Below are 24,683 nucleotides of genomic sequence, written 5' to 3'. Positions count from 1 at the left end.
GGGTGAAATGCATTCCTCTTCTGGTTCGAGCTGCGGTCAACGCAACCGGCGCCATCACGTTCACGGGCAATACGCTCGGTCTCAGCCGTTCGGACAACGCGGGACAGCCCGGGACGCAGGACAGCATCGGCGCCTTCATCACAACCAATAGTTCTTCGAGTTTCGGCACGTATCCGAGCGGGACGACGAATTTATACCCGAACAACGGCTCGGCGGCGACGTTGGTACTGCCGTCAGGAAGCACGGTTCTGTATGCGGAGCTGATCTGGGGCGGCTCTTACATCAACGGAAACGTCAATCTTTCGGCCGACATCAACAACCCCGTCACGTTTACGACACCGGCCGCCGCATCCAGCGTGACGCCGGATGCGTCGACCGCCCAGCAGTTTAATCTGGGCAACGGGGCCTCGGCCTACGTCCGTTCCGCCAATGTGACCGCATTGGTCCAGCAGGGGATGGGAGGGGTTTACCGGACCGGCGCCGTTGTCGGAACGATCGTCATTCCGGGCGATTCGACCGCAAACCATGCCGGGTGGACGCTGGCTGTCATTTACCAGAATCCGTCCCTGCCTTTTCGCAATATGTCCATTCGCGTCGGAGGCGTGCTCGTGCAGGCGGCGTCCCCCCCGGTCAATACGACGATTACCGGCTTTGCGACGCCGGTATCCGGCGCTCTCGGCGGCAGAGCTTTGTTCAGCGCGCAGGAAGGAGATGCGAACCGTTCCGGCGATCAGGCGTTGTTCGGGCCTACCGCCGCTTCGCTGACGGCTTTGTCGGGGCCGAATAACTTCGCGAACAATTTTTTCGCGTCGCAAATCAATAATGACGCCGGTCAATTGGATACAACCGGCACCTTCGGGAACCGCAATCAGATCAACGGCTCGCCCGGCACGAATATTTCCGGGGGCAGACAGGGCTGGGACATTACCAACGTCAATATATCGGCGATGCTGGCCAACAATCAGTCGTCCGCCGTGCTCAGCCTGACTACGTCGGGCGATGCGTATCTCGTCAACGCAAACGGAATCCAGGTCAACATTAACGCGCCGTCCATCCAAGTGACCAAGAGCGCGAGCGCGGCCGGCGTCATCGCCGGGGACACGATTACGTATACGGTCACCGTCCGCAATACCGGGACGGCCAACGCTGCCAGCGTCGTACTCTCCGACGCGCTGCCGGCGGGCTCCGCTTTCGTGCCGGGCAGCGTCGTCGTCGCCGGGGTCGCCAGGCCGACATTCGATATAACGGCGGGGGCGCCGCTTGGAGGCTTGAATCTGGGCAGCGCCGTCACCGTTACATACCGGGTCAACGTCACCGGCGTCCCCAATCCGCAGCAGCTGGCCAATACGGCGAACGCGGCCTTCACCTTCCAGAGCGTCGCCGGCGGGCCGGTCATATCCGGCGTCATTCCGTCCAACGGGGTGACGACGCCGGTGTATTCGCCGATTATTTCGGTTGCGAAATCCGCCGATACCGCCAATGCAACGGTCGGCAATATCGTGACCTATACGCTGCTGGTCGGCAATGCCGGCAATATCGGGGCCGCAGCCGCAATAACGGATCCCATTCCGGCCGGCAGCTCCTTCGTGCCCGGCAGCTTTACCGTGAACGGGGTTCCCGTGCCGGGCGCCAATCCGGCGGCCGGCGTCGCCATCGGCACGGTAGCTGCGGGCGCAGCGGCTGCCGTAACGTTCCAGGTGCTCGTCAATTCGCTGCCGTCTCCGCCCCGGCTTGTCAACCAGGCGACGGCCGTCTATACGTTTCAGCCGCCCGACGGCCGGACGGTCCCGGGCTCGGCCGTGTCGAATACGCTCTCGGTTCCGGTTTCCCTGCCGAGTGTCGGGGTGGTCAAAAACGCGAACGCGGAGGACGCGGCTGTAGGCGAGACCGTGACGTACACATCGGTTATCACGAACAGCAGCGCGGCGGCGATCGGCAATGTCGTCTTCACCGATCCGGTCCCGGCCGGCGCTTCCTTCGTAGCCGGCAGCGTGACGGTTGACGGCGTCAGCAGGCCCTCCGCCGTCCCGGCCGGCGGCGCTGCGGTCGGAACGATCGCCCCGGGGGGCTCCGTTACGGTTGCATTCCAGCTTCTGATTACATCGCTGCCCAGCCCTGCCCAGCTGTCCAATCAAGCGACGGTATCTTACAGTTCCGGAACGTTCTCGGGCCTTTCGATCTCCAATGCCGCGATAACCCCGGTATATCAGCCGATCATCGGCATCGTCAAGAGCGCGGACGTGTCCCATGTCGTTGCAGGAGATACGGTTACGTATTCGCTGCAGATCGGGAATACCGGCAATCTCGCCGCACAGCTGACGTTGCTGGACAACATCCCGTCCGGCACAGCCTTCGTGGATGGCAGCGTGACCGTCGGCGGCGTCCCGCAGCCGGGCAGCTCTCCCCTGACCGGCATCTCCGCGGGAGCGGTAGCTCCGGGCGGATCGGTTGTCGTCACGTTCCAGACCGTACTGAATTCGGTTCCGTCTCCGCCCGCGCTCGTCGATCAGGCGACCGGCAATTATACGTACCAGCTCCCAAGCGGCCGCAGCCTGACCGGCTCCGTCAGCTCCAACTCGCTGAGCCTTCCGGCGTCCGCTCCCAATGTGACGGTTACCAAAAGCGTCAACCGGACGGCAGCGGCTTTGGGCGATGTGCTGACCTATACGATTGTTGCGGCCAACACCGGCGCCGGCCCCGTCACCGACGCGGTCGTTTCCGACCCGGTCCCTTCCGGGGCGGCCTTCGTGCCCGGCAGCGTGACCGTGAACGGGACTCCGGTGATCCATGCCCATCCCGATACGGGTATCGTTCTCGGAACGCTTGGGCCGGCGGTCTCGGTCACGATCACCTTCGAGATAACCGTCGTATCGCTCCCCAGTCCTGCCCGGCTCAGCAATCGGGCGAACGCGGCTTACCGGTCGGGAGCGTTCAGCGGATTGTCGGTGTCCGATGAGGTCGTTACGCCTGTGTACCAGCCGGTCATCGGGATTTTCAAACGTGCGAGCACCGTGAATGCGACCGTGGGAGACACGTTCAGCTATTCGTTTCAGATAACCAATACCGGCAATATCGCGGCGGCGCTGGATTTGACGGACAACATTCCGGACGGGGCGGCCTTCGACGCGAACAGCGTCATCATCGGCGGCACGCCGGCACCGGGCCTTAGTCCCGTAACGGGAATTCCCGTCGGGCCTATCGATCCCGGCGAGTCCGTCACCGTCAGCTTCGTGTCTACGGTCACATCGCTTCCCGCATCGCAGCAGCTGGTGAACCGGGCATCGGCGCAGATCCGCTATACGCTGCCCGACGGCAGGATGCTGGAGCTCCCGGGCGAATCCAACGCGCTGTCGATACCCGTATCCACACCGAATGTCGGCGTGACGAAGAACGCGAGCCCGGCTGCCGTCGTTGCCGGCGATACGCTCACGTATACGATTGTCATTGCGAACAACGGCATTGCGAATGTCAATCACGCGGTTCTCAGCGACCTGCCGGCCGAGAATACGGCCTTTATTCCCGGAAGCGTATTGGTGGACGGCATCTCCCGGCCGGCCGCCAATCCGACGAACGGCATTTTAATCGGTACCTTAGCACCGGCGGCTACGGTTACCGTTACATTCGAGGTGGAGATAACCATGCCGATACCATCGCAAATCAACAACCAGTCGACGGTCAGCTTTACCTCCGGTACTTTCTCCGGTTCTTCGATTTCCAATGTCACATCGACTCCGGTCGTTCAGCCGCAAATCGCATTGACGAAGAGCTCGAGTACGAGCAACGCGAGCGTCGGAGATACGATTACCTATACGGTCACCGCCAGCAATGCGGGCAATCTGGAAGCGAATGTCACGCTGTTCGATACGATTCCGGACGGAACGACGTTCTCGCCGAACACGGTCAATGTCGGAGGCGTTCCCCAGCCGGGCGTATCGCCCGTCACGGGTATTGCGCTCGGCACGCTCGCAGCCGGGGCAAGCATAACGACGACCTTCGAGGTCGTGGTTACCTCGCTGCCATCGCCGCAGCAGCTCAGCAATGCGGCCAATGCGGCGTTTACGTATATCCCGCCGGACGGCAGGACGCTGTCCGGCACCGCCGTTTCCAATACGGTTACGTTTCCCGTATCCGCACCCGATATCGACGTCACCAAATCGACACCGTCCGTATCGGTGGCGGTCGGCGACACGATCGACTATACGATTACGGTCGTCAATAACGGGATCGCGGCGGTCGGCAATGCGATTCTAACCGATCCGATTCCCTCCGGAACCCTGCTTGCGGCCGGCAGCGTTACCGTTAACGGAACGCCGTTGCCGGCGGCCGATCCGGCAACGGGGATCGCGCTCGGAACGATCGAACCTTCCGGCACTTCGGTCGTCGCCTACCGCATTCTCGTCCAATCCATCCCCGACCCCGCCGTCATCAACAATGAAGCGGCGGTCAGCTTCACCTCCGGGGCGTTTTCCGGCACGACCTACTCCAATACGGTCGCAACCCCGGTATTTCAGCCGGTCATCTCCGCGGCGAAGAGCGCGGATTCGGCCAACGCCACGGTGGGCGATACGATCGCTTACCGGGTTGTCGTCAGCAATACCGGCAACTATGCGGCACAAATTACGCTGACGGACACGATACCGGCCGGAACGAGCTTTCAGCCCAACAGCGTGCTGGTCAACAATGTGCCGCAGCCCGGCGCCGATCCGGCGGCCGGAATCAACGCCGGCTCCCTCTCCCCCGGCGCCAGCTTGACCGTGACGTTCTCCGTCGTGATCGATACGCTGCCGTCGCCGCAGCAGCTCGTGAATCAAGCTGCGGCCGCCTTCGCTTTCACGCTGCCGGACGGGCGCACGCTAACCGGCTCGGCCGCCTCGAATACGGTGGTCATCCCGGTATCCGCGCCGAACGTGGCCGCCGTTAAAAGCACGCCTTCGACCGCCGCGGCCGTCGGCGACGTCATCACGTATACGACGACGATTACTAATAACGGTATCGCGAACATCAGCAGCGTCATCTTTACCGATCCGATCCCTTCGGGAACGGTTTTCGTGTCCGGCTCCGTTCAGGTAGACGGCGTCTCCCGCCCCGCCGCCAATCCGGCATCCGGCGTTTCCGTCGGAACGATCACTCCCGGCGCAGCCGTCAATGTCGTCTTTGACGTTACGGTCTCGTCGCTTCCGTCGCCGCCCGTCCTGAATAACCAGTCGACGGTGAGCTTCACGTCCGGCACCTTCTCCGGGGTTACCTTCTCGAACGCGATCGGAACCCCGGTCTACCAGCCGATGATCGCCGCCGTCAAATCCGCCAATACGGCAATCGCGACCGTCGGGGACACGGTCGTTTATACGGTCTCGATCAGCAATACGGGCAACTTCCCGGCGACGGTGACGCTGACCGATACGATCCCGGCGGGCGCCTCGTTCGTGCCCAACAGCGTCTTGGTCAACGGGTTCCCCGCGGCCGGAGCCGATCCGTCGGCGGGCATACCGCTTGGCAGCGTCTCCGCGACTGCGGTTGTCACGTTCTCGGTAGTGATCGACTCCTTGCCGGTGAACCAGCAGCTCGTCAACCAAGCTTCCGCGGCTTATTCGTTCACGCTGCCCGACGGACGCACGCTCAGCGGTTCCGCGGCATCCAACCCCGTCGCCATTCCCGTTTCGTCGCCGAACGTGAGCGTAGTGAAATCGACGGCCTCTACCGACGCTGCGTTCGGCGAAACGATCGTGTATACGCTCGTCGTGACGAACGACGGTATCGCGAACGTCAATAATGTCGTCGTCTCGGATCCGGTTCCCGCAGGGGCCGTATTCAATGCGGGATCCGTTACGGTGGACGGCGTCTCGCGTCCTTCCGACAATCCGTTAAGCATCGCTTTGGGCACGATTGCCCCCGGCGCTTCCGTCACCGTGACCTTCGGCGCAACCGTCACGTCGCTGCCCGCGCCGCCGCAGCTCAGCAACCGCGCCACCGCGAGCTTCACGTCCGGAGCTTTTTCCGGCTCGTCCTTCTCGAATACGCTGAACACTCCGGTCTACCAGGCGATAATCGAAGTGTTGAAGAGCGCAAGCACGGCGAACGCCACAGTCGGCGACACCATCGCCTATTTCTTTCAGTTGTCGAACGCAGGCAATATCGCCGCCCAGGTTACCTTGTTCGACAACATTCCGACGGGAACCGAATTCGTGCCGAACAGCGTCATCATCAACGGTGTGCCGCAGCCGGGAACGGATCCGGTCACGGGCATTCCGGTTGGCCTCGTCGCTCCGGGAGCCAGCGTCAGCGTTCTGGTGACGCTGCAGGTGACGGTCGATGCGCTGCCTTCGCCGCAGCAGCTCGTCAACCGGGCGACCGCCAATTTCACCTTTACCCCGCCGGACGGCGCCGCGCGGACGGGCAGCGTTCAATCCAATTCGCTCGTCATTCCCGTCTCGGCTCCCGACGTCTCCGTCGTCAAAAGCACGCCGGCGATCGATGCGGTCGTGGGCGATATCATCACATATATGATCGTCGTCACCAACAATGGCATCGCCGCGGTCAACAATGTCGTCCTGGTGGACCCCGTGCCCGTCGGCAGCGTCTTTGCTGCCGGCAGCGTAACCGTCGACGGAGCGCCCAGGCCGGCGGCAAGCCCGGATACCGGCGTTACGATCGGCTCGATTCCGGCTGGCGGTTCTTCCACGGTCACCTTCCAGGTCGAGGTTGTGGAGGCATGAATCCTTCCGGGCCATTTTTAAACAATCAGTCCCGGGTTACCTTCAGCTCGGGAGGAATCAGCCAGGTTGCCTATTCCAATACGGTCATCACGCCGCGTATCGGGCCGGTCATTCAGCTTGTCAAAAGCGCGTCCAAGTCTCGGGCCGCACGGGATGAAACGTTCGCATACCGCATTAGCCTGGAGAATAAAGGGAACCGGGAGGCGCAGGTTACGCTCTACGATGCGCTTCCCCCGGGCACCGCTTTTATCGCCAACAGCCTGCTGCGGGACGGCACTCCGCTCCCGGGCGTCCATCCGGATTCGGGCATCGAGCTCGGCGCCTTAGGCGCCGGAGCATCGGTGAACATCGAGTTTCAGGTCATTCTTGTCTCCCTGCCTCCGGACCTGCGGCTCGTAAACCGGGCGCGGGCGGACTACGTCTTCTTCACGGACGGGGGCAGAACGATTACGGGCTCCGCTTATTCCAATTTCGCGGAGGTTCAGGTCACAGGCCATCTTCTTTCGGCGTATTTGCACGCAAGCACCGGGCAGACATTTATCGGCGACATTGTGACCTATACGATTTCAATCGCGAATGAGGGAAATGCGGCGGTTCAGCAGGCGGTTGTGACGTTTCACGTGCTGGCGGGGGAGAAATTCGTACAGGGAAGCGTCGAGGCAGGGGACGTCCTTATGCCTTCGGCCGATCCCGAATCCGGCATCCCTGCCGGCTCGATTGCCGCCGGCGCGTCGCAGCGCGTCAGCTTCCGCGTGCTGATCACCGGAGTGCCGGAATCGGGCCGCTTTACGAACGAGGCGTATGTTCGCTACCGGGCAGGAGAGCCAAGGGAAACCGCCGTAACCAATCCGGTCACCGTTACCGTGATCGAGCCCGCCGTCACGCTGCGCAAATCGGTGAACCGGGCCAGAGCCGTTCCGGGCGACCGGCTGATTTACGAGCTCATTGCGGAAAATAACGGCCCGCTCGCGGTCGATGCCGTCCTGATCGATCCCATGCCGGAGGGGGCTCTATTCATATGGGACAGCGTCCGGGCGGATGGAAGTCCGCTGCGCGGCATGCAGCCCGCCCAAGGCATCGATCTCGGCACGCTGCGAGCGGGCTCGCGAAGCGTCATCACGTTTCAGGCCGGCATTCGATCGGCTGCGGGGGAGACGTCCCTCCCTCCGCTCGTCAATCGCGCGCAGCTGAATTACACCTTCCGGTTGTCCGACGGCCGGCTCGTGCAGCAATCGGCCCGGTCCGATTCGGCGGTCACGACGCTGTATTCCCCGCTTCTTCAGCTGCAGGCGGATGCGATTCCCGCCCTCGTGGAGCCCGGAGATCTCGTGCATTTCGAGCTTCACGTGACGAACGGAGGAAATTGGGCGTTCTCAACCGTTGCCCTGACCCAGCTGGTTCCCGGCGAGACGTCCATCGTAGACGGCAGCATTCGGGTCGACGGTGAATCCGCCGGCGATCGCTATGCCGGCGGATTTTTGCGGATTGGAGAGGTTGGCCCCGGCACGACGATACGGATCGTGTATGAGGCCAGGGTCTCGGAGGATGCGGAGGTCTCGGTCATCAAAGGCTACGCGGCGGCCGTCGGGCGGTTCGCGCTCGACGGACGGGAATACCGGCTCGAGGCGAGGTCCAACCCTTACACCTTGCTTCTTGAGGAGCAAAGCGAATAGTACGGTTACTCCGGCGGATTGTTTGCAGGATACGGGGAAGATAAGCGCTTTCCGATTAATCGGGGGAAACAAATCGGTATCCGATCCCGGGCTCGGTGAGAATAAATTTCGGCTGGGTCGGGTCTTTTTCCAGTTTTTTTCGCAAGTGACCGATATAGACGCGCAAATAATGGCTTTCCGATTCGTGGCGACGGCCGCTCCATACGTGCTGAAGCAGCTGGCGCTGCGTCACCACTTTTCCGGCATGATTCGCCAGCAGCTTTAAAATTTCATATTCCGTCGGAGTCAGCCGCACGCGCTCGCCGCCAAGCTCCACGGCGCGCTGCGCCAAATCGATCGTCAGCTCGTCGAACCGCATAATCGGCTCATTCGGAGACTGTGCCGCATGCCGAAGCGCAACGCGTATTCGGGCCACAAGCTCCCCCATGCCGAACGGCTTGGTCATATAATCGTCCGCTCCGCCGTCGAGCGCCGCGATTTTATCCTCCTCGCGTTCCTTTGCCGTCAGCACGATGATCGGAACGTTCGACCATTCCCGTATACGCTGCAGAACCTCCATGCCGTACACGTCGGGAAGGCCCAAATCGAGCACGACAAGGTCAGGATGGACGATGGACGCCTGCAGGATGCCCTCTTCCCCCGTGGCCGCTTCATAGATATCGAAATGGTGGGCGTGCATGGAAACGGTCAGCAGCTTGCGTATTTGCGGCTCATCGTCAATAATGAGAATCCGCGCTCCATTGCCGTGGTGCGTCATGGTTGTTCGATTTCCTCCTCGCGAGGCAGCGGACGATCTTCGCTATTGGGAAGCCTGACGGTGACGACGGTCCCTTTCCCCGCATTTGGTTCGGCCGCTATGGTCCCTCCATGCAATTCGACGATTCCTTTGCAGATCGCAAGTCCGAGGCCCGTCCCCGGTATGCGCTTCGACCCTTCGGCCCGATAAAACTTTTCGAAGATGCGTTCCCGGTCCCCGGCCGGCAAACCGATCCCCGCATCCGCAACGGAAAGCCGAATATGGCGGTCGTCTTCCCGGACCGAAATGGCGATTTCACTGTAATCGGGCGAATATTTGATGGCGTTGCTGACGATGTTGACCAGCGCTTGTTCGAGAAGGACCTCGTCGCCGTAAATAATCGGAATCGGGTCGGGCAGCGATACCCGCACGGTCCGATGCTCCTGAAAATCTTTGACCTGCGATAATACGACGCCGATCATGTCTTCCATGTCGCACCATTCCCTGCGCAGCCGGAGCATGCCGCTTTCCAGCTTCACCATTCCGAGCAGATTCGTGACGAGCCGGTTCATGCGCAGCGCGCCGTCCCGGATTGCGGCGAGCAATTCCAAACGGTCCCCCGGAGCCAAAATGCGCTCCCCTTCGATCAGCCCCGTCGCCGAGCCGATGATGGTGGCCAGGGGAGTGCGCAGTTCGTGCGAAACGGAATCCAATAACGCCGTCCGCATTTTTTCCGATTCCGCCGATAACTGGGCCATTTTCGCCTCTTCCGCCAGCATCACGCGAGCGACGGCAATGGCGGCCAGCCCCCCCAGCGCTTCCAGCAGACGGCGGGTTTCCGGCGAAAGCGCGGCGTCCGCGCGGTCAAGCTTCACCGCCAATACGCCGTAAACCCGGTCCTCCGCAGCCATGGGCACGTAAAAGCCCGGCGTTTCCCGCAGCATGCCGGTGCCTTTCCCCGCCGGCTCTCCGTGCCGGTAAACCCATTTTGCAATAACGAGCTCCGATTCATCCAACCCCAAACCGGCAGAACCGGAGGAAGAGGCGGTCAGGGCCAGTTCCCCTTCGCGATCGGGCAAATATAAGGCTGTCTCCGCATGAACCATGCGCGAAACTTGAAGCGTTACGTTTTCCAGCAAGGAGCGGATGTCGGTAATGGCGCTCATTTGCCGGCTCAGCGCATAAAGGGCGGCCATATGGGCTTCTCTTCGCTTCGACAACCGCAGCTGCTGCTTCAATCGGGCGGCCAAGCTACCGGTCAGCGAGGCGACCGTCATAAACACGGCAAAGGAAATCAAATAGCGCAGATCGGAAACGGTGAAGCTCAAATAAGGCGGGACGAAGAAGAAGTCAAACGACAATACGCCCAGAAACGCCGCGTAAAAAGAAGGCCAGATCCCCCCAAAGACGGCGCTCAATAAAACCGGAATCAAATAAAGGAGCGAAATATTGACCAGATCGAACGTTTGCCCGAAAGGGTGAAGCAGAACGGTCAATGCGGCAATCAGCGCCGTGATCGAGAGATAGGGCTTCCAGGAAAAAAAAGCCGCCGCCTTTGCAGGCGCTTCCTCCTCCGGATTCGGCTCCGGATTCCCCTGCCCGGACGGAAGGCCGCCGCGCCGCGCGGACCCGCGCTTCTCATTCCTTGTTCCCACATGCATTCACATCCTGCGGTTGATCTGATCCTTCTATTATAGCGCAAGGTTCGGGTCGTAATCCGCAACAATCAAGACATCCCGATGCCGGGACAAGCGGATCAGCCGGGTAACGACGGAACCATTCCGCAGTTTTTCCCGGAAGCTCGGCTTCGATTGCCCGATGACCAGCTGCGTCGCTTCCAGTTCGTCGGCTTTCGAGGACAATATCCCGGCGATTTGCTTGGAGCGGCGGCCTTCATGGATCATGAAGGTTCCTCCCAGACGAGCGGTTAATCGCTCCAGCTCGTCGAGACGTTTCCGCAGCTCCTCCGTCATCGCGCCGATATGAACGTAATGGACGTACCAGGCGGCCTTCAGCCGATAGGCGGTCCGGAAGCCGCGGCGTATCAAGCGGTCGGCGTGAGGCGTCGCATTGACGCAAACGAATATCGTTTCCCTGCGCCGCCACGGGCCGCGAAGCGAGCTTTTCCGCTCCCACGATTCCAGGCGCTCATCGACGTCGTCGGCGATTTCCCGGAGGGCAAGCTCGCGCAGCGCGATCAGATTCCCTGTTTTAAAAAAATGATCGAGCGCTTGATCCACCTTCGGCAGGGCGTAGATTTTGCCCTCTTTCATTCTTTGCCGCAGCGCTTCCGGCGAGACGTCAATGAGCTGAACCTCGTCCGCCAAACGAAGGATGCTGTCGGGCACCGTTTCCCGGACGCGTATGCCCGTCATTTCTTCGACCGCATCGTTCAGGCTTTCTAGATGCTGAACGTTAACGGTCGTAATGACGTTTATCCCCGCGTCCAAAATTTCCAGCACGTCCTCGTAGCGTTTCCGGTTCCTGCTTCCGGGTACGTTCGTATGGGCCAGCTCGTCGATGAGCACGACTTCGGGACCGCTCCGTATCACCGCTTCAGTATCCATTTCCTCAAGCGTCACGCCTTGATACACGCGGCTTGCTCGCGGAATGATACGCAGCCCGCCGACTTGGGCGATCGTATCCGCACGATTGTGCGTTTCAAGCAATCCGATTCGGACATCGACCCCCTTCTTCAACAGATCGTTGCCTTCGCGAAGCATCGTATACGTTTTGCCCACGCCCGGTGCCGCTCCGATATAGACCTTGAATTTGCCTCTTGTGATCGTGCTGATCCTCTCGGCGACTTCCTGCTCGCTCAGACGGCGGTATTTTTCGAATTGCGCGCTTTCCCTGCTTTTCGCCGGCAAAATTCGTTCTCCTTCATGCTCCGCCCTGTCGGCGACGAGAAAAACATCGATATTTTTCGTTTTTTTCAAAATGCCGTTCACGACGGAGCCATGCAGCAGCTCCTGCCAGCCGGTATGTTTCGTGTGCCCCATCACCATTCGCGTCACGTTAAGCCGGACAGCATAGCGAACCAGCTCAGCCGGGATGTTCCTGCGGCTTCGAAGAGGCAGTTCTTCCAATTCGCAGCCGATTTTCCGGGTGAGCTTCATCATGCTTCGGCGAAAGGCCGACGCTTCTTTGGAGAGCGGTTTTTTCCGATTGCGAAAAATAACGACGATTAAATCCCCCCCGAGCCTTTTGGCGATTTGCTCGCCGCGGCGGATATAGATGGACCCGTTCCAGTGATATTGGGTGGATACGAGAATGCGCTCCGCGATGCCGGGCGGCCCGGCAATGCCCATCTCCACGCGATGCTCGTTCAAGGAGCCGTTCACGTCCCCCGCAACCAGCCGAAGCGCCAGCTCCCGCAGCACGCCTAAATTCCCCCGTTTGAAGACGGACGCTTCTTGATTGGCCTTGAATTGCCCTTCTGCAAGACGGTTTAAAATCGTTTCCGGCGTGACATCAATCAGGCGCACCTCGTCGGCCACCTCCAGCGTATCGGCGGGAACCGTCGCCCCGGCTTCGATCCCGGTCATCCTTTGAGCGATTTCCGTATAGCCTTCAAGTTCATAGACGTTTACCGTCGTAATGACGCTGATCTGATGTGACAGCAGGAATTTGATGTCGTCCAAACGCGTCGGAAATTTCGCATGGGGCCGGTTACGGTGCGCGAGTCCGTCGACGAGGACCACTTCAGGGTTTCGTTCCAACAGCGCATCTAGGTTCAAATCTTTGAATTCCGTGCCGCCATTCCGCCAATGGATGCTTGGCACGCGCTCCAAATCGCCGAGCTGCTCCACGGTCTCCGGCCGCTGCAGCGTGGAAACGGCGCAAATCACAACATCGATTCCCTGCTGTTTTAAGGCGTTCCCTTCACGGAGCATGTGGTACGTCTTGCCGGAGCCGCTGACCGGGCCGATATAGATTTTCAAGGTGCCGCGGTGCAGCTTGGAGATGGAATGAAGGATCTCCTCCGGCGTTTTCCTGCGAAAGTTTTCCATCGCGAGTCTCCTAAGGAAGCCGCTCCCGGACCTTAAGGAGCGGCTGTACAAAATTTATGGCTTGATCCGTTTCAACAACGCGATATTCAAGTCCAAAACATTGACGCGCGGCTCTCCGAATACGCCGAGCTGCCTGTTCCGGATGAGCGAGTCCGCCAGCTGCCGCAGCTGTTGTTCCGATAAGCCGGAAGCTTTGCTGATACGCGGAATTTGAGCCATGGCCCCCTCTGGCGATAAATCCGGATCGAATCCGGAGCCGGATGTCGTGACCAAATCGGCCGGAATATCGCTCAGCGCCGGATCTTCCTTCTTCAAGGCGGCGATTTGTTCGGCGATCCCTTTGACGTAATCGCTGCTGCCGACAGCCCGATTGGAGCCTGCCGAGGCCGCCGGGTCGTATTTCGCCGCGGACGCCCGGGGATGAAACAGCTTCGGCGACAGCGTGCTTTGCGCAAGCAATTCGGAGCCGATGACGGTACTCCCGGAGCGAACCAAGCTGCCGTCCGCTTGTCCCGGGAACAGAACTTGAGCAAAGCCGGTCGTCACGGCCGGATAAATCAGGCCGCATAGAATCATTAAGACGACGGATACGCGGATCGCGGTCAGAGTCGTTTTCAACCTGTATTCCCCTTTCTTCGATTACACGATATGCAGGCCGTGAAGCGCCATATCGATGATTTTAATCCCAATGAAAGGAACGATTACGCCGCCCATGCCATAAATAAGCACATTGCGGCCGAGCAGTCTGTCCGCCGACATCGCGCGGTATTTCACGCCTTTCATGGCGATCGGGATGAGCAGCGGAATAATGATCGCGTTGAAAATCAAAGCGGATAAAATCGCAGACTGCGGCGAGGCAAGGCGCATGATATTCAGCGATTGAAGCTGCGGCATCGCCACGATGAACATCGCGGGAATAATCGCAAAATATTTGGCGATGTCGTTGGCGATCGAGAATGTCGTCAGCGCGCCGCGGGTGATGAGCAGCTGCTTGCCGATCGAGACGACGGACAGCAGCTTGGTCGGGTCCGAATCGAGATCGATCATGTTGGCGGCTTCTTTGGCGGCCATCGTTCCCGAGTTCATGGCGAGTCCGACATCCGCCTGGGCCAGCGCCGGCGCATCGTTCGTCCCGTCGCCGGTCATGGCGACCAGCTTGCCCTCCTGCTGCTCCTTCTTGATCGCGGCGATTTTATCCTCCGGCTTCGCTTCCGCGATAAAGTCGTCGACGCCGGCCTCGAGCGCGATGGTCGCCGCCGTCAGCGGGTTGTCGCCCGTACACATGACGGTTTTGATCCCCATCGCCCTCAGTTCGTCGAACCGCTCCTTCAAACCGGATTTGACCGTATCTTTCAAGTAAATAACGCCATAGATCCGATTGTTCACGGCCACCGCAAGCGGGGTCCCGCCGGCTTTGGCAATGCGGCTCGCCATTTCCTCCAGATCGCCGGGAACTCTGCCGTCCATGGCGTTCGCATATTTGACGATCGCATCGACCGCTCCTTTGCGAATCGCGGTGCCGCCGGCAAGGTTCAGCCCGGACATCCGGGTTTCCGCGCTGAACTCGACGACCTCCGCGCCTTCATACTCCGCGGACGGCCATGTCGCGCCCTGCTTCTCCGCAAGCTCGACGATCGATCGCCCTTCCGGCGTTTCATCTTTGACCGATGCCTGCAGAGCGGCCAACGTCAATTCCTTTTCCGATATGCCCTTCACCGGGGTAAATTCGAACGCCATCCGGTTGCCGTACGTGATCGTTCCCGTTTTATCCAGGATAAGCGTGTCGATGTCGCCTGCGGCCTCGACGGCTTTGCCCGACATGGCAAGCACGTTGAACTGCGTCACCCGGTCCATCCCCGCAATGCCGATCGCGGACAGCAGGCCGCCGATCGTCGTCGGGATCAGGCATACGAGCAGCGCGATCAGGGTGGCTATATCCAGCCGGACACCCAGGTATCCGGCCATCGGGACCATCGTGATGATGACGAACAGGAAAATGAGCGTCAATACGGCGAGCAGCGTGGTCAAGGCGATCTCGTTCGGCGTCTTCTGCCGCTTCGCCCCTTCGACGAGCACAATCATCCGGTCAAGGAACGATTCGCCGGGATCGGTCACGACTTTCATCACGATATAATCGGAAGCGACTCTCGTCCCGCCCGTTACGGAAGAGAAATCGCCGCCTGCTTCCTTTATCACCGGAGCCGATTCGCCGGTAATCGCCGATTCGTCGATGGAAGCCAGACCTTCGACGATTTCGCCGTCGGTCGGGATCATTTCGCCGGTATCCACGCGGACGATATCGCCTTTTTTCAGCTGGGTCGACGACACGTGCTTATAGCTCCCGTCTTTTTGCACCAGCTTGGCCATCGTATCGGATTTGGTCTTGCGGAGCGTATCCGCCTGCGCTTTGCCGCGGCCTTCCGCAAGCGCCTCGGCGAAATTGCCGAACAGCACGGTAAAAAGCAAAATCAGGAATACGGCGATATTATAGCCCCTGCCTGCGCCCGATGCGCCAAAGAGGCTCGGATCGAAGGATAAGAGCAGCGTAATGAACGTTCCGACTTCGACGACAAACATCACCGGATTCTTCATCATGATGACCGGATTCAGCTTTTTGAACGCATCCAGCATCGCTTGAGCCACGATGTCTTTCGTCAGCGTTTGATGACGGACTGTAGTCATAGGGTTCCTCCCTCTTTATGAAAAGCGGCAATCAACGCGGCATGGCGAGTTGTTCGGCAATCGGTCCGAGCGCAAGAGACGGGAAAAACGTCAGCGCCCCGATTACGAGAATGATCATGAGGAGAATTCCCGTAAACAAGGGAGTGTTGGTTCTCAGCGTCCCTGTCGTTACCGGAACGATCCGTTTCGCCGCGAGCGACCCGGCGATGGCAAGCATGGCGATGATTGAGATATATCGGCCGGCCAGCATGACGAGTCCGATGCCGATATTGTAGAAGTTCGTATTGGCATTCAGGCCGGCAAAAGCGGAGCCGTTGTTCGCCGCGCCCGACGTGAAGGCATACAACACTTCGGATAAGCCGTGCGGCCCCGGATTGGAAATCGAAGCGATCGCTTCGGGGCGCAGGAGCGCAAGCGCAGTGGGCACGAGAATGATGACGGGATGAACAAGAAGCGCGATGGAAGCCAGCTTGATTTCCTTGCCCTCGATTTTTTTGCCGAGAAATTCCGGGGTTCGTCCCACCATGAGCCCGCAAATGAAGATGGACAGGATCAGATACAGCAGCCCGTTAAGCAGTCCGACGCCCTTGCCACCGAAGACGTTATTGAGCATCATTTCGGCCAAAGCCGTGAAACCGCCCATCGGCGTTAACGATTCATGCATGTTGTTTACCGAGCCCGTCGTCGCCGCGGTCGTCACCGCGGTAAACAAGGCGGATTCGGACAGGCCGAACCGCACTTCTTTGCCTTCCATATTGCCGTGAACGCCCATCGAGTCAAGAGCCGGTACGCCCCGGTACTCCGCAACGAATACGGTCGCCAGCATCGCCAGGAAAAGGATTCCCATCGCCGAGAAAAGCGCCCAGCCCTGCTTCTTGTTCTTGATCATCAGGCCGAATGCATACACGAGAGCGGTCGGCAGCAGCATCATGCAGACGATATGAACCAGATTCGTCAGCGGCGTCGGATTTTCGAACGGATGCGCCGCATTCGTGCCGAACCATCCCCCGCCGTTCGTTCCGAGATGTTTAATGGATTCCAGCGATGCCACGAGGCCTCTTGTGATCGTCTGCTTCGCTCCTTCCAAAGTGGTCGCGTCTACCGCGCCCTGGAAGGTTTGAGGAACCCCTTGGAACACGAGGAACAGCGCAACGAGAAAACTAAGCGGCAGGAAAATACGCGTAATCGAACGAACCAGATCCGCATAAAAGTTCCCCAGGTTATCCTGACGGCCGATCAGCCCCCGAATGAAAGCGACGGCCACGGCAAACCCGGTCGCCGCCGACGCGAACATCGGAAAGGTGACCGCCAGCATCTGGGACAAATAGGACAAGGCGTTTTCACCGCTGTAGGACTGCCAGTTCGTATTCGTAATAAAAGATGCGGCCGTGTTAAAAGCCTGCGCCGGCGGCATGTTCCCGATTCCGTCCGGATTGAGCGGCAAAAACTTTTGCAGCCTTAGGACGAGAAACATCAGGATGAACATGATGAAATTGGTCAGCAGCATCGCGCCCAAATACGCTTTCCAGCCCATCGCTTCGTTTTCGCGGACACCTATGGCACGGTAGATCACGCGCTCGGCAGGACCGAACACACGGTCCAAACCCGTTTTTTCATGGGCGAATACTTTTACAAGATAGATGCCTGCCGGCTTGACCAGCAGCATGATGATGATCAATGTAATTGCAACCTGCACGAATCCCATATTCATGCCAAGATATCCTCCTCAGGTAAAGTGCGGCGACGGTCGGCTGCATCAGAACTTTCCGGTTTAACGAGCACGAATCCGAGATATACGATCAGCGCAAGCGCAATGATCCCCATCACGACCATGGAACTTCCTCCTTAGGCCTTTTCGCAAAATTGGACGAATCCCCAGAAACCGAGGAAAAAGATGAGAAATAATAAAATCATGGTGAAATCGTTGACCATGCCATGACCGGCCTCCTTAAAAAACGACCGAAATAAATTCCGAGCTGTTCATGATTTACTCCTCCATGGCCCCAGTTCTCCGGTCCATTGGCATTCCGCATCGACTCCCCCTCCCTCGGCCCAATGAAATTCTAATACAGGCAGAAGTAAAAACGGCGTAAAGAAAAGGGCGCAAGGGGTAAATAAAACCTAAAAACGAGCCGGGACTTGCGACGATAACGGCCAATCGCCGGCCTCGCGCTTTAGCGTTTAAAACAAAACCGCCGAAAGCGGTCGCTTTCGGCGGTTTTGATTGAAGTTCCAATGCGCGGCAAAAAATACCCGCTTACGGAAAAGGAGAAATCGGTTTATTCGGCGTTCCCGGAGAAGGCTTCGGGCGCCGGAGTGATCGGAATGACGCGCGGTTACGGCTTGCCCGGGTGCTCCGGTTTGCCCGGATGATCCGGCTTGCCCGGGAACTTATAATCCTTCCACGGAGCGAGCGTTGCGTAGCCTCCGAAATAACGGTTATACGCGTTTTCGGCCTTCGCCCCTTGATCGTCGAACGGATCGTCGTTCAGGTAGGCGTCGGTTTCGGGCGGCATTTTCTTGCCGTAGAAATAATGATCCAGGTACTCGGCGGTCCGCTGCCGCTGCGGCGTGTCCTCGGCGTGCTCGCGGGTGGCGGCGAACGGACGGACGTTGAACTTCACCAGGTCGTCGGCGTCGTAGCCGAGCGTCTTGTACACGAACTTCGCGGCTTCCAGGCCCAGCGGATCGCTCTCCGCCCCGTCGCCGTAGTCGTTCACGGTGTTGTGCAGCACGATTGCTCTCGGCGCCAGCGTCGCCACCAGCTCATGCTGATCGAACGGGATGCGGTCGCCGTAGCCCCAGGCGCCGTCCAGGCGTTCATAGAAGCGGCCCGGCGTCAGGAAGCGGCGAAACAGCTCGGTGGTGCGGCCCGGATTGTGGCGGATCGTATCGCCCAGCATTTCGGTGCCGCTTGCGGTGCCCCAGCTGTATTGATGACCAATGTAGACATACCGGTACGGGGAGGGGCCGGTTGCGCCCGCCGCGCTCGGAATGCACACGTCGATCCGGTCGTCGAAGACGGCGGAAACGAAGGCGTATTTGCCATAAATGGAATGGCCCGTAACCGCCAGCTTGCCGGGATCGATCAGCTTGTTTACGCCTTTGCCGTATTTATTTCCCGATTTGGACAGCAGCTCCAGGGCGTCGATGGCCCGGGACGCTCCCCAGGCGGCGCCCATCTCGTTGCTGATCTCAAGCGGGTCGCCGTTGCGGGTGTACGGGAAAAACGTGCGGAACGTGCCGCTGCGGGCGCCCCACGGGTCGTTCCGGTCGTCCGTCGTAACGCTGGGCGGAACGGCCAGAACGGCATAGCCGGCATCCGAGTACTCGGGGATGAAGCCGCCGAAGCTCATGACGACCGGCACCGGCCCTTTATGGCCGGCCTTCCGCTTGGCCTCCTCCGTCGGAGGGTATAGCGTAAAGGTGATCGGAGCGGTCGTTTTGCCGTACGTCATGGAAACGGTAATGCCGAGCCCCGCGGGAGACGGCGGAACGATGTATCCGATTCCATCGACGAAGACGCCCGGACTAGCCGGAACCGGCGCAACGTCCGTAATCGACATTTTGTCCGGCGCGCCCGGCTTGTAGCCGTATTCGTAGAACTGGGCCAAATCCAAAATTTCGTCGCGGCGGCCGCCTTTGCGGAACCAGTCGCCTTTGCTTTTGACCTTGCTGCCGTCAAAATACGTCCACGGGTCGGGAAGCGTAAATTGGGACGGCAGGTCCATCGGGTCCGGATATTTGGTATCGGCCCAGCGCAGCGCGGCAATCGCGTCCTGCAGACGTTTGGCCGCTGCGTCGACGGCCGCTTGATCGGTGGAACCGACCGTCGCTTTGGCTGCCGCCAGCGCCGCATTCAGCTCCGATTCCGTCGCCGGGGTCCACACGCCTTTGACAAGTGAAGGCGATTCGACCCAGCGGATCGTGTTACGGAGCACCCAGTCGCTGAACTTGAACGGATCCGTACCGTTCCAGCCGGCGAGCATCACGGTGCCCCAGTCGACGGAGTGGTCCTGGCTGAGCGCCGTATACGCATTGTTGTCGTGGCTCCAGAACACGTAGCCGGTCCGGGATACGCCCTCGGCGGGCGAATCGCTGATCGCGACGTCGACGCCGAACTTGGTGCCGTTCTGGAGCTTCGCGCCTTCGATTTGCAGCGCCAGCTCGACATTGTAGCCGTCCGGCGTATCGGTCGCGGCATAGCTCTTGATCCGGTTCGTGTATTCGCGGTCCTGCGGGTAAGCATGAACAGACGAGTGATTGTTGACGGCCGTATTGAACTCGTACGTCAGGTTCCCGTTGGAGCTGACGGTGAAGATGCCGTCGTCGTCCTGGAATTTGTCGACCTTGTCGTTCCAGAAGTCCAGCATGAAGACCACGCTGTCGCGAATCGCGGGATTGTTGGCGTCGTCCTGCCTCAGACCCGTATCGGTTGCGGCGCTGCGCGACTTCGTTTTGTCGTGCACCTGGACCAGCAGGTAAAGCACCGGACCGTCCCAGACGGAGCGAAGCTCGCCGTATGTATCGGCCGCGAGGTCCGCGGTCGCGGCCGCGTTTTTCCCGTGCGCGATCCTCGAAGGCACGGCGGCGTCGTACGCGGCATCCGGCTTACCGTCCACAACGATGTCCTGGATCGTAAATTGCGAATTCAGCTGCTCCGACGGCATCGGTCCTGCCGGATCGGGCGCGAAATTCGATGCCGCCGTCGCCGTTCCGAACACCCCGAAGAGCATCAATGCGGCGGCGAACGGCACAATCCATCGTTTATACATGATTCAACCTCCCCATAAATGGCATACACCTTCATCGTAGAGGAGGAAGAACGACGTGAACATAAATAAAAGTAAGGGTTTCGTTAACAAAAGTTAGCAGTTGCAGCTTGTGCGCATGACAAAGCCTCCCCGCCCGCATTCAGGCGAGGAGGCTTGTAAGCGAACTTATTAAATCGGTAAACCCCGAAGACGAAGCCCGAAAACGCCGGGCACCTCTTCCGCCGGTTCACGGCTGAACTTAGGCGGCGGGATGGCCCGGCGTCTTACCACTCCGCGACCGTTCCGTCCTCGTTGCGCCAGACCGGGTTGTGCCAGTCGTGGCCTTTCTTCGCCAGCTCGCGGATTTTGTCTTCGTCCACTTCGATACCAAGCCCCGGACCTTCCGGAACGGCGACGAAGCCGCCCTCGTAGCGGAGGCTGCCCGCATCCTTCACATAATCGAGCAGATCTCCGTCCGCATTGTAATGGATGCCAAGGCTCTGCTCCTGGATGAACGCGTTCGGCGAGCATGCGTCGACCTGCAGGCAGGCCGCCAGCGCTACCGGTCCGAGCGGGCAGTGCGGCGCCAGCGCCACGTCGTAAGCCTCCGCCATCGCGGCGATCTTGCGCGTCTCGAGAATGCCGCCGGCATGGGAGACATCCGGCTGGATAATGTCCGCGACGCCCTGGTGCAGCAGCTCCTTGAAGCCCCATCGCGTATACATGCGCTCCCCGGTCGCAATCGGCGTCGAGGTGTGCCGCGCAATTTCCTTCAGCGCCTCGTTATTTTCCGGAAGCACCGGCTCTTCGATGAACATTAGCCGGTACGGCTCGAGCTCCTTGACGAGAATTTTGGCCATCGCCTTGTGCACCCGCCCGTGAAAATCGATGCCGATGCCGAAGGACGGCCCTCCCGTCTCCCTGACCGCCGCGACCCGCTCGATCACCTGCTGCACCTTGTCGAACGAATCGATGTAGTGAAGCTCCTCGGTGGCATTCATTTTGACGGCCGACACGCCGGAGGCGATCTGGCGCTTCACCGCGTCGCGCACGTCGGAGGGCCGGTCGCCGCCGATCCAGTTATAGACCTTGATTTTGTCGCGGCACGCGCCGCCGAGCAGCTCATATACCGGAGCGCCGTAAAACTTGCCTTTAATATCCCACAGCGCCTGCTCGATGCCCGAAATCGCACTCATCAGAATCGGGCCGCCGCGGTAAAAGCCGCCCCGGTACATGACCTGCCACAAATCCTCGATCCGCCGCGGATCTTTCCCGATCAGATCTTGCGACAGCTCCTCGACCGCCGCCGCAACCGTATCCGCTTTCCCTTCGACGATCGGCTCGCCCCAGCCGGAAAGCCCGTCGTCTGTCGTTATTTTCAGAAACAGCCATCTCGGTGGAACTTTAAACAATTCCAGCTTTGCGATTTTCATGACCCGCGAACGACTCCTTCATGCGTGAAAATGGTCCGGCGGCCGCGGCCTGCGCGCACCGCCCGAATAGCTAAAATATAGCACGGCTCCCCTTTCGGCTGAAGGGCCGTACCCTTTTTTTATGCACGGATGCGCGATTATTATAGAACGCTTTCATTGCGCCTTCGGGAGCTGAGCGACGCCGCCCGCCTCGCATGGTTCGGGCAGGCGAGCTAAGCCGCGGACGATTTGACTTTGCCCGCCGCGATTGCTGTAATGAAAGGTAAGATTTGCGATCGGAGGAGGACGCCTATGCGGCTTATCGACAACCGGGATATCCACGACCCCGCGCTCAATCTCGCCCTAGAGGAATACGCGCTGCGCAGCCTTCCGGCGGATAAAACCTATCTGCTTTTCTATGTCAACGAGCCGTCCATCATCATCGGCAAAAACCAGAATACGATGGAGGAAATCAACGACAGCTATGTTCGCAGCCGCGGCATACACGTCGTTCGCAGGCTGTCGGGCGGCGGCGCCGTCTATCACGACCTCGGCAATTTGAATTTCAGCTTCATCACGCAGGACGACGGCAGCTCCTTCCGCAATTTCGCGAAATTCACCCGGCCGGTCATCGAAGCGCTGCGGGGGCTCGGCGTTCAGGCGGAGCTGACCGGGCGCAACGACATTCAGGTCGGCGAGCGGAAAATTTCCGGCAATGCGCAGTTCAGCACAAAGGGGCGCATGTTCAGCCACGGCACGCTGCTGTTCGACTCGAAGATGGACAGCATCGCATCCGCCCTGCGGGTAAAGCCGATGAAAATCGAATCGAAAAGCACGAAATCGGTGCGCGCCCGCGTGGCGAACATTTCCGAATTTCTGGACCGGCCGATGACGATCGGCGAGTTCAAAAACGAGCTGCTGCGCGCGCTGTTCGGCTGCGAGCCGGAGGAGGCGCCCGTTTATCCGCTGACGGAACGGGACTGGGAAGCGGTGCGGCGGCTGGCGGACGAGCGCTACCGCAGCTGGGACTGGAACTACGGCCGTTCGCCGAAATCCAACGTTCAGCATGCGTGCAAGTTTCCCGCCGGGATCGTCGACGTCCGCCTCGATGTGGCGGGCGGCCGGATGACCGGCGTTAAAATTTACGGCGATTTCTTCGGTATCGCCGACACGGCCGAGCTGGAGGAGCTGCTGACCGGCGTTCGCTACGAAGAGGATGCGATCCGCAAAGCGCTCGCGGAGGTCGATTTGAACCGATACTTCGGCAGCCTGTCGGCGGACGAGTTCGCCGGGCTGCTTCTGCTGCGCGACTGACGGCCGCCGTGCCGGGCTTACGGAGCGCTGCGGCAGCCTTACGCTGCCGCGCCCGCGCCTTAACCTTTGGACGAACATGATGCTGACGCCGTCGCGCCCGCCTCGCCTTCGCAGGGACGAACATGATGCTGACGCCGTCGCGCCCGCCTCGCCTTTGCAGGGACGAACATGATGCTGACGCCGTCCGCCCGGCTGCGTCAGCCTCGGGTTCGTCCTTTTTTGCTGCGGGCGGGGACCGCTTGTCCGCGAGGCGTTATTTTTCTTCCCGCTGCGATGTCAACACTTTCTCACGCATACATATAATGGAGTACGAGAGAAGGAAAGGGGGCATGTACGTGGGATGCAAAACGCGTAAGGTTGCCGTGATCGGCACCGGCTTCGTCGGCTCGAGCTGCGCCTATTCGCTCGTCAATCAGTCGATCTGCGACGAGCTTGTGCTGATCGACCGGACGAAGGAGCGGAGCCTCGCGCATGCGCTCGATCTGTCGCATTGTTCGGATTTCACCCATTCGAGGACGAAGGTGACCGCGGGCGGGTACGAAGCTTGCGGCGACGCCGATATCGTCGTGCTGTGCGCCGGCACCAAGCCGAAGCCGGGCGGGACGCGGCTCGATCTGCTCGAAGGCACGGCGGACATTTATAAATCGGCCGTCCCGCAAATTATGGCGAGCGGCTTCGACGGCATTTTTGTTAATGCGGCCAATCCCGTCGACATCATCACGTATGCGGTATGGAAATGGTCCGGTTTGCCGCGCGGGCGCGTCGTCGGCACGGGCACGTCGATCGATTCGTCCCGGTTGAAGACGCTCCTCTGCGAGCATTTGCCCGTCGACCCGCGCAGCGTGCAGGGCTACGTGCTCGGCGAGCATGGCGAATCGCAGTTTCCGGCCTGGTCGCACGTGACGATCGGCGGCAAACCGGTCCTCGATATTTTGGCCCAGCACCCGCAGCGGTTCGGGCACCTGAAGCTGGAGGAAATCGAAGCAAAGACGCGGGATGCCGGCTGGGAAATCATGCAGCGCAAAGGTTCGACGTATTACGGCATCGCCAGCGCCATCGCCGCGATCGTCCGCTCGATCCTGAACGACGATCATAAAATAACAGCCGTTTCCGCCGTGCTGGACGGCGAATACGGCTGCAGGGACCTGTGCGCGGGCGTGCCCGCCATCCTGAACAGGCAGGGCGTTGCCGAGCTGGTCGAGCTGAACCTGACGCCGGATGAGCAGGAGCGGCTGGCCCGGTCGTTCGCCGTGCTGCGGGAAGCGGCCTCGCGGCTGAAGCTGTAGCTGTCCGGCCTTTTTCCCTTTCATCCAGGCCCGTTCTTCCATCACAATCCGACAACCGCAGCCTCGAACGATGCGGTTTTTTTCACTTTACGGTGGCTTG

General features: G+C 60.0%; 13 protein-coding genes. 4 read left to right on the top strand and 9 right to left on the bottom strand.

Features of this window, described 5'->3' with window-relative positions; translation table 11 throughout:
- Positions 1-2 precede the first annotated feature (2 nt).
- Complete coding sequence (locus PD282_RS07130) at positions 3-6,713, top strand: DUF7507 domain-containing protein (RefSeq protein ID WP_274649655.1); 6,711 nt, start codon at positions 3-5, stop codon at positions 6,711-6,713.
- A complete protein-coding gene (locus PD282_RS07125; RefSeq protein WP_274649654.1) occupies positions 6,710-8,386 on the top strand; it encodes a COG1361 family protein in 1,677 nt (558 codons plus the stop codon). Before PD282_RS07130 ends, PD282_RS07125 begins: the two co-directional genes overlap by 4 nt.
- Before the next feature lie 55 nt (positions 8,387-8,441).
- On the opposite strand, the gene PD282_RS07120 is transcribed toward PD282_RS07125, so the two are convergent.
- The 9 genes from PD282_RS07120 to dgoD form a co-directional block, all read right to left on the bottom strand.
- A complete protein-coding gene (locus PD282_RS07120; protein WP_274649653.1) occupies positions 8,442-9,143 on the bottom strand; it encodes a response regulator in 702 nt (233 codons plus the stop codon).
- Entirely contained in the window at positions 9,140-10,777 is a 1,638-nt protein-coding gene (locus tag PD282_RS07115) for an ATP-binding protein (RefSeq protein ID WP_274649652.1), read from the bottom strand. Before PD282_RS07115 ends, PD282_RS07120 begins: the two co-directional genes overlap by 4 nt.
- Positions 10,778-10,813: 36 nt before the next feature.
- Complete coding sequence (locus PD282_RS07110; protein ID WP_274649651.1) at positions 10,814-13,135, bottom strand: histidine kinase; 2,322 nt, start codon at positions 13,133-13,135, stop codon at positions 10,814-10,816.
- A 54-nt stretch (positions 13,136-13,189) separates the two neighbouring features.
- Complete coding sequence (gene kdpC / locus PD282_RS07105; RefSeq protein WP_274649650.1) at positions 13,190-13,753, bottom strand: potassium-transporting ATPase subunit KdpC; 564 nt, start codon at positions 13,751-13,753, stop codon at positions 13,190-13,192.
- A 21-nt stretch (positions 13,754-13,774) separates the two neighbouring features.
- Positions 13,775-15,817, bottom strand: a complete 2,043-nt coding sequence (kdpB, locus tag PD282_RS07100) for a potassium-transporting ATPase subunit KdpB (protein WP_274649649.1) — start codon at positions 15,815-15,817, stop codon at positions 13,775-13,777.
- Positions 15,818-15,848: 31 nt separating this feature from the next.
- Positions 15,849-17,522, bottom strand: a complete 1,674-nt coding sequence (gene kdpA / locus PD282_RS07095) for a potassium-transporting ATPase subunit KdpA (RefSeq protein WP_274655078.1) — start codon at positions 17,520-17,522, stop codon at positions 15,849-15,851.
- Positions 17,523-17,524: 2 nt separating this feature from the next.
- A complete protein-coding gene (locus tag PD282_RS07090; protein WP_274649648.1) occupies positions 17,525-17,650 on the bottom strand; it encodes a potassium-transporting ATPase subunit F in 126 nt (41 codons plus the stop codon).
- Between the two features lie 503 nt (positions 17,651-18,153).
- Positions 18,154-20,592, bottom strand: coding sequence for a glucuronyl esterase domain-containing protein (locus PD282_RS07085; RefSeq protein ID WP_274649647.1), 2,439 nt, complete (start codon positions 20,590-20,592; stop codon positions 18,154-18,156).
- A gap of 263 nt (positions 20,593-20,855) precedes the next feature.
- Complete coding sequence (gene dgoD / locus PD282_RS07080; protein WP_274649646.1) at positions 20,856-22,004, bottom strand: galactonate dehydratase; 1,149 nt, start codon at positions 22,002-22,004, stop codon at positions 20,856-20,858.
- A 291-nt stretch (positions 22,005-22,295) separates the two neighbouring features.
- On the opposite strand from dgoD, the gene PD282_RS07075 reads away from it, so the two are divergent.
- Complete coding sequence (locus PD282_RS07075) at positions 22,296-23,297, top strand: lipoate--protein ligase (RefSeq protein WP_274649645.1); 1,002 nt, start codon at positions 22,296-22,298, stop codon at positions 23,295-23,297.
- 329 nt (positions 23,298-23,626) lie between these two features.
- Entirely contained in the window at positions 23,627-24,583 is a 957-nt protein-coding gene (locus PD282_RS07070) for an L-lactate dehydrogenase (RefSeq protein ID WP_274649644.1), read from the top strand.
- Positions 24,584-24,683 lie beyond the last annotated feature (100 nt).

This window comes from Paenibacillus humicola (assembly GCF_028826105.1).
GTDB classification, from domain to species: Bacteria; Bacillota; Bacilli; order Paenibacillales; family Paenibacillaceae; genus Paenibacillus_Z; species Paenibacillus_Z humicola.
The sequence above is the reverse complement of the archived record's forward strand: the minus strand, read 5'-3'. Positions and strand labels throughout refer to the sequence as shown.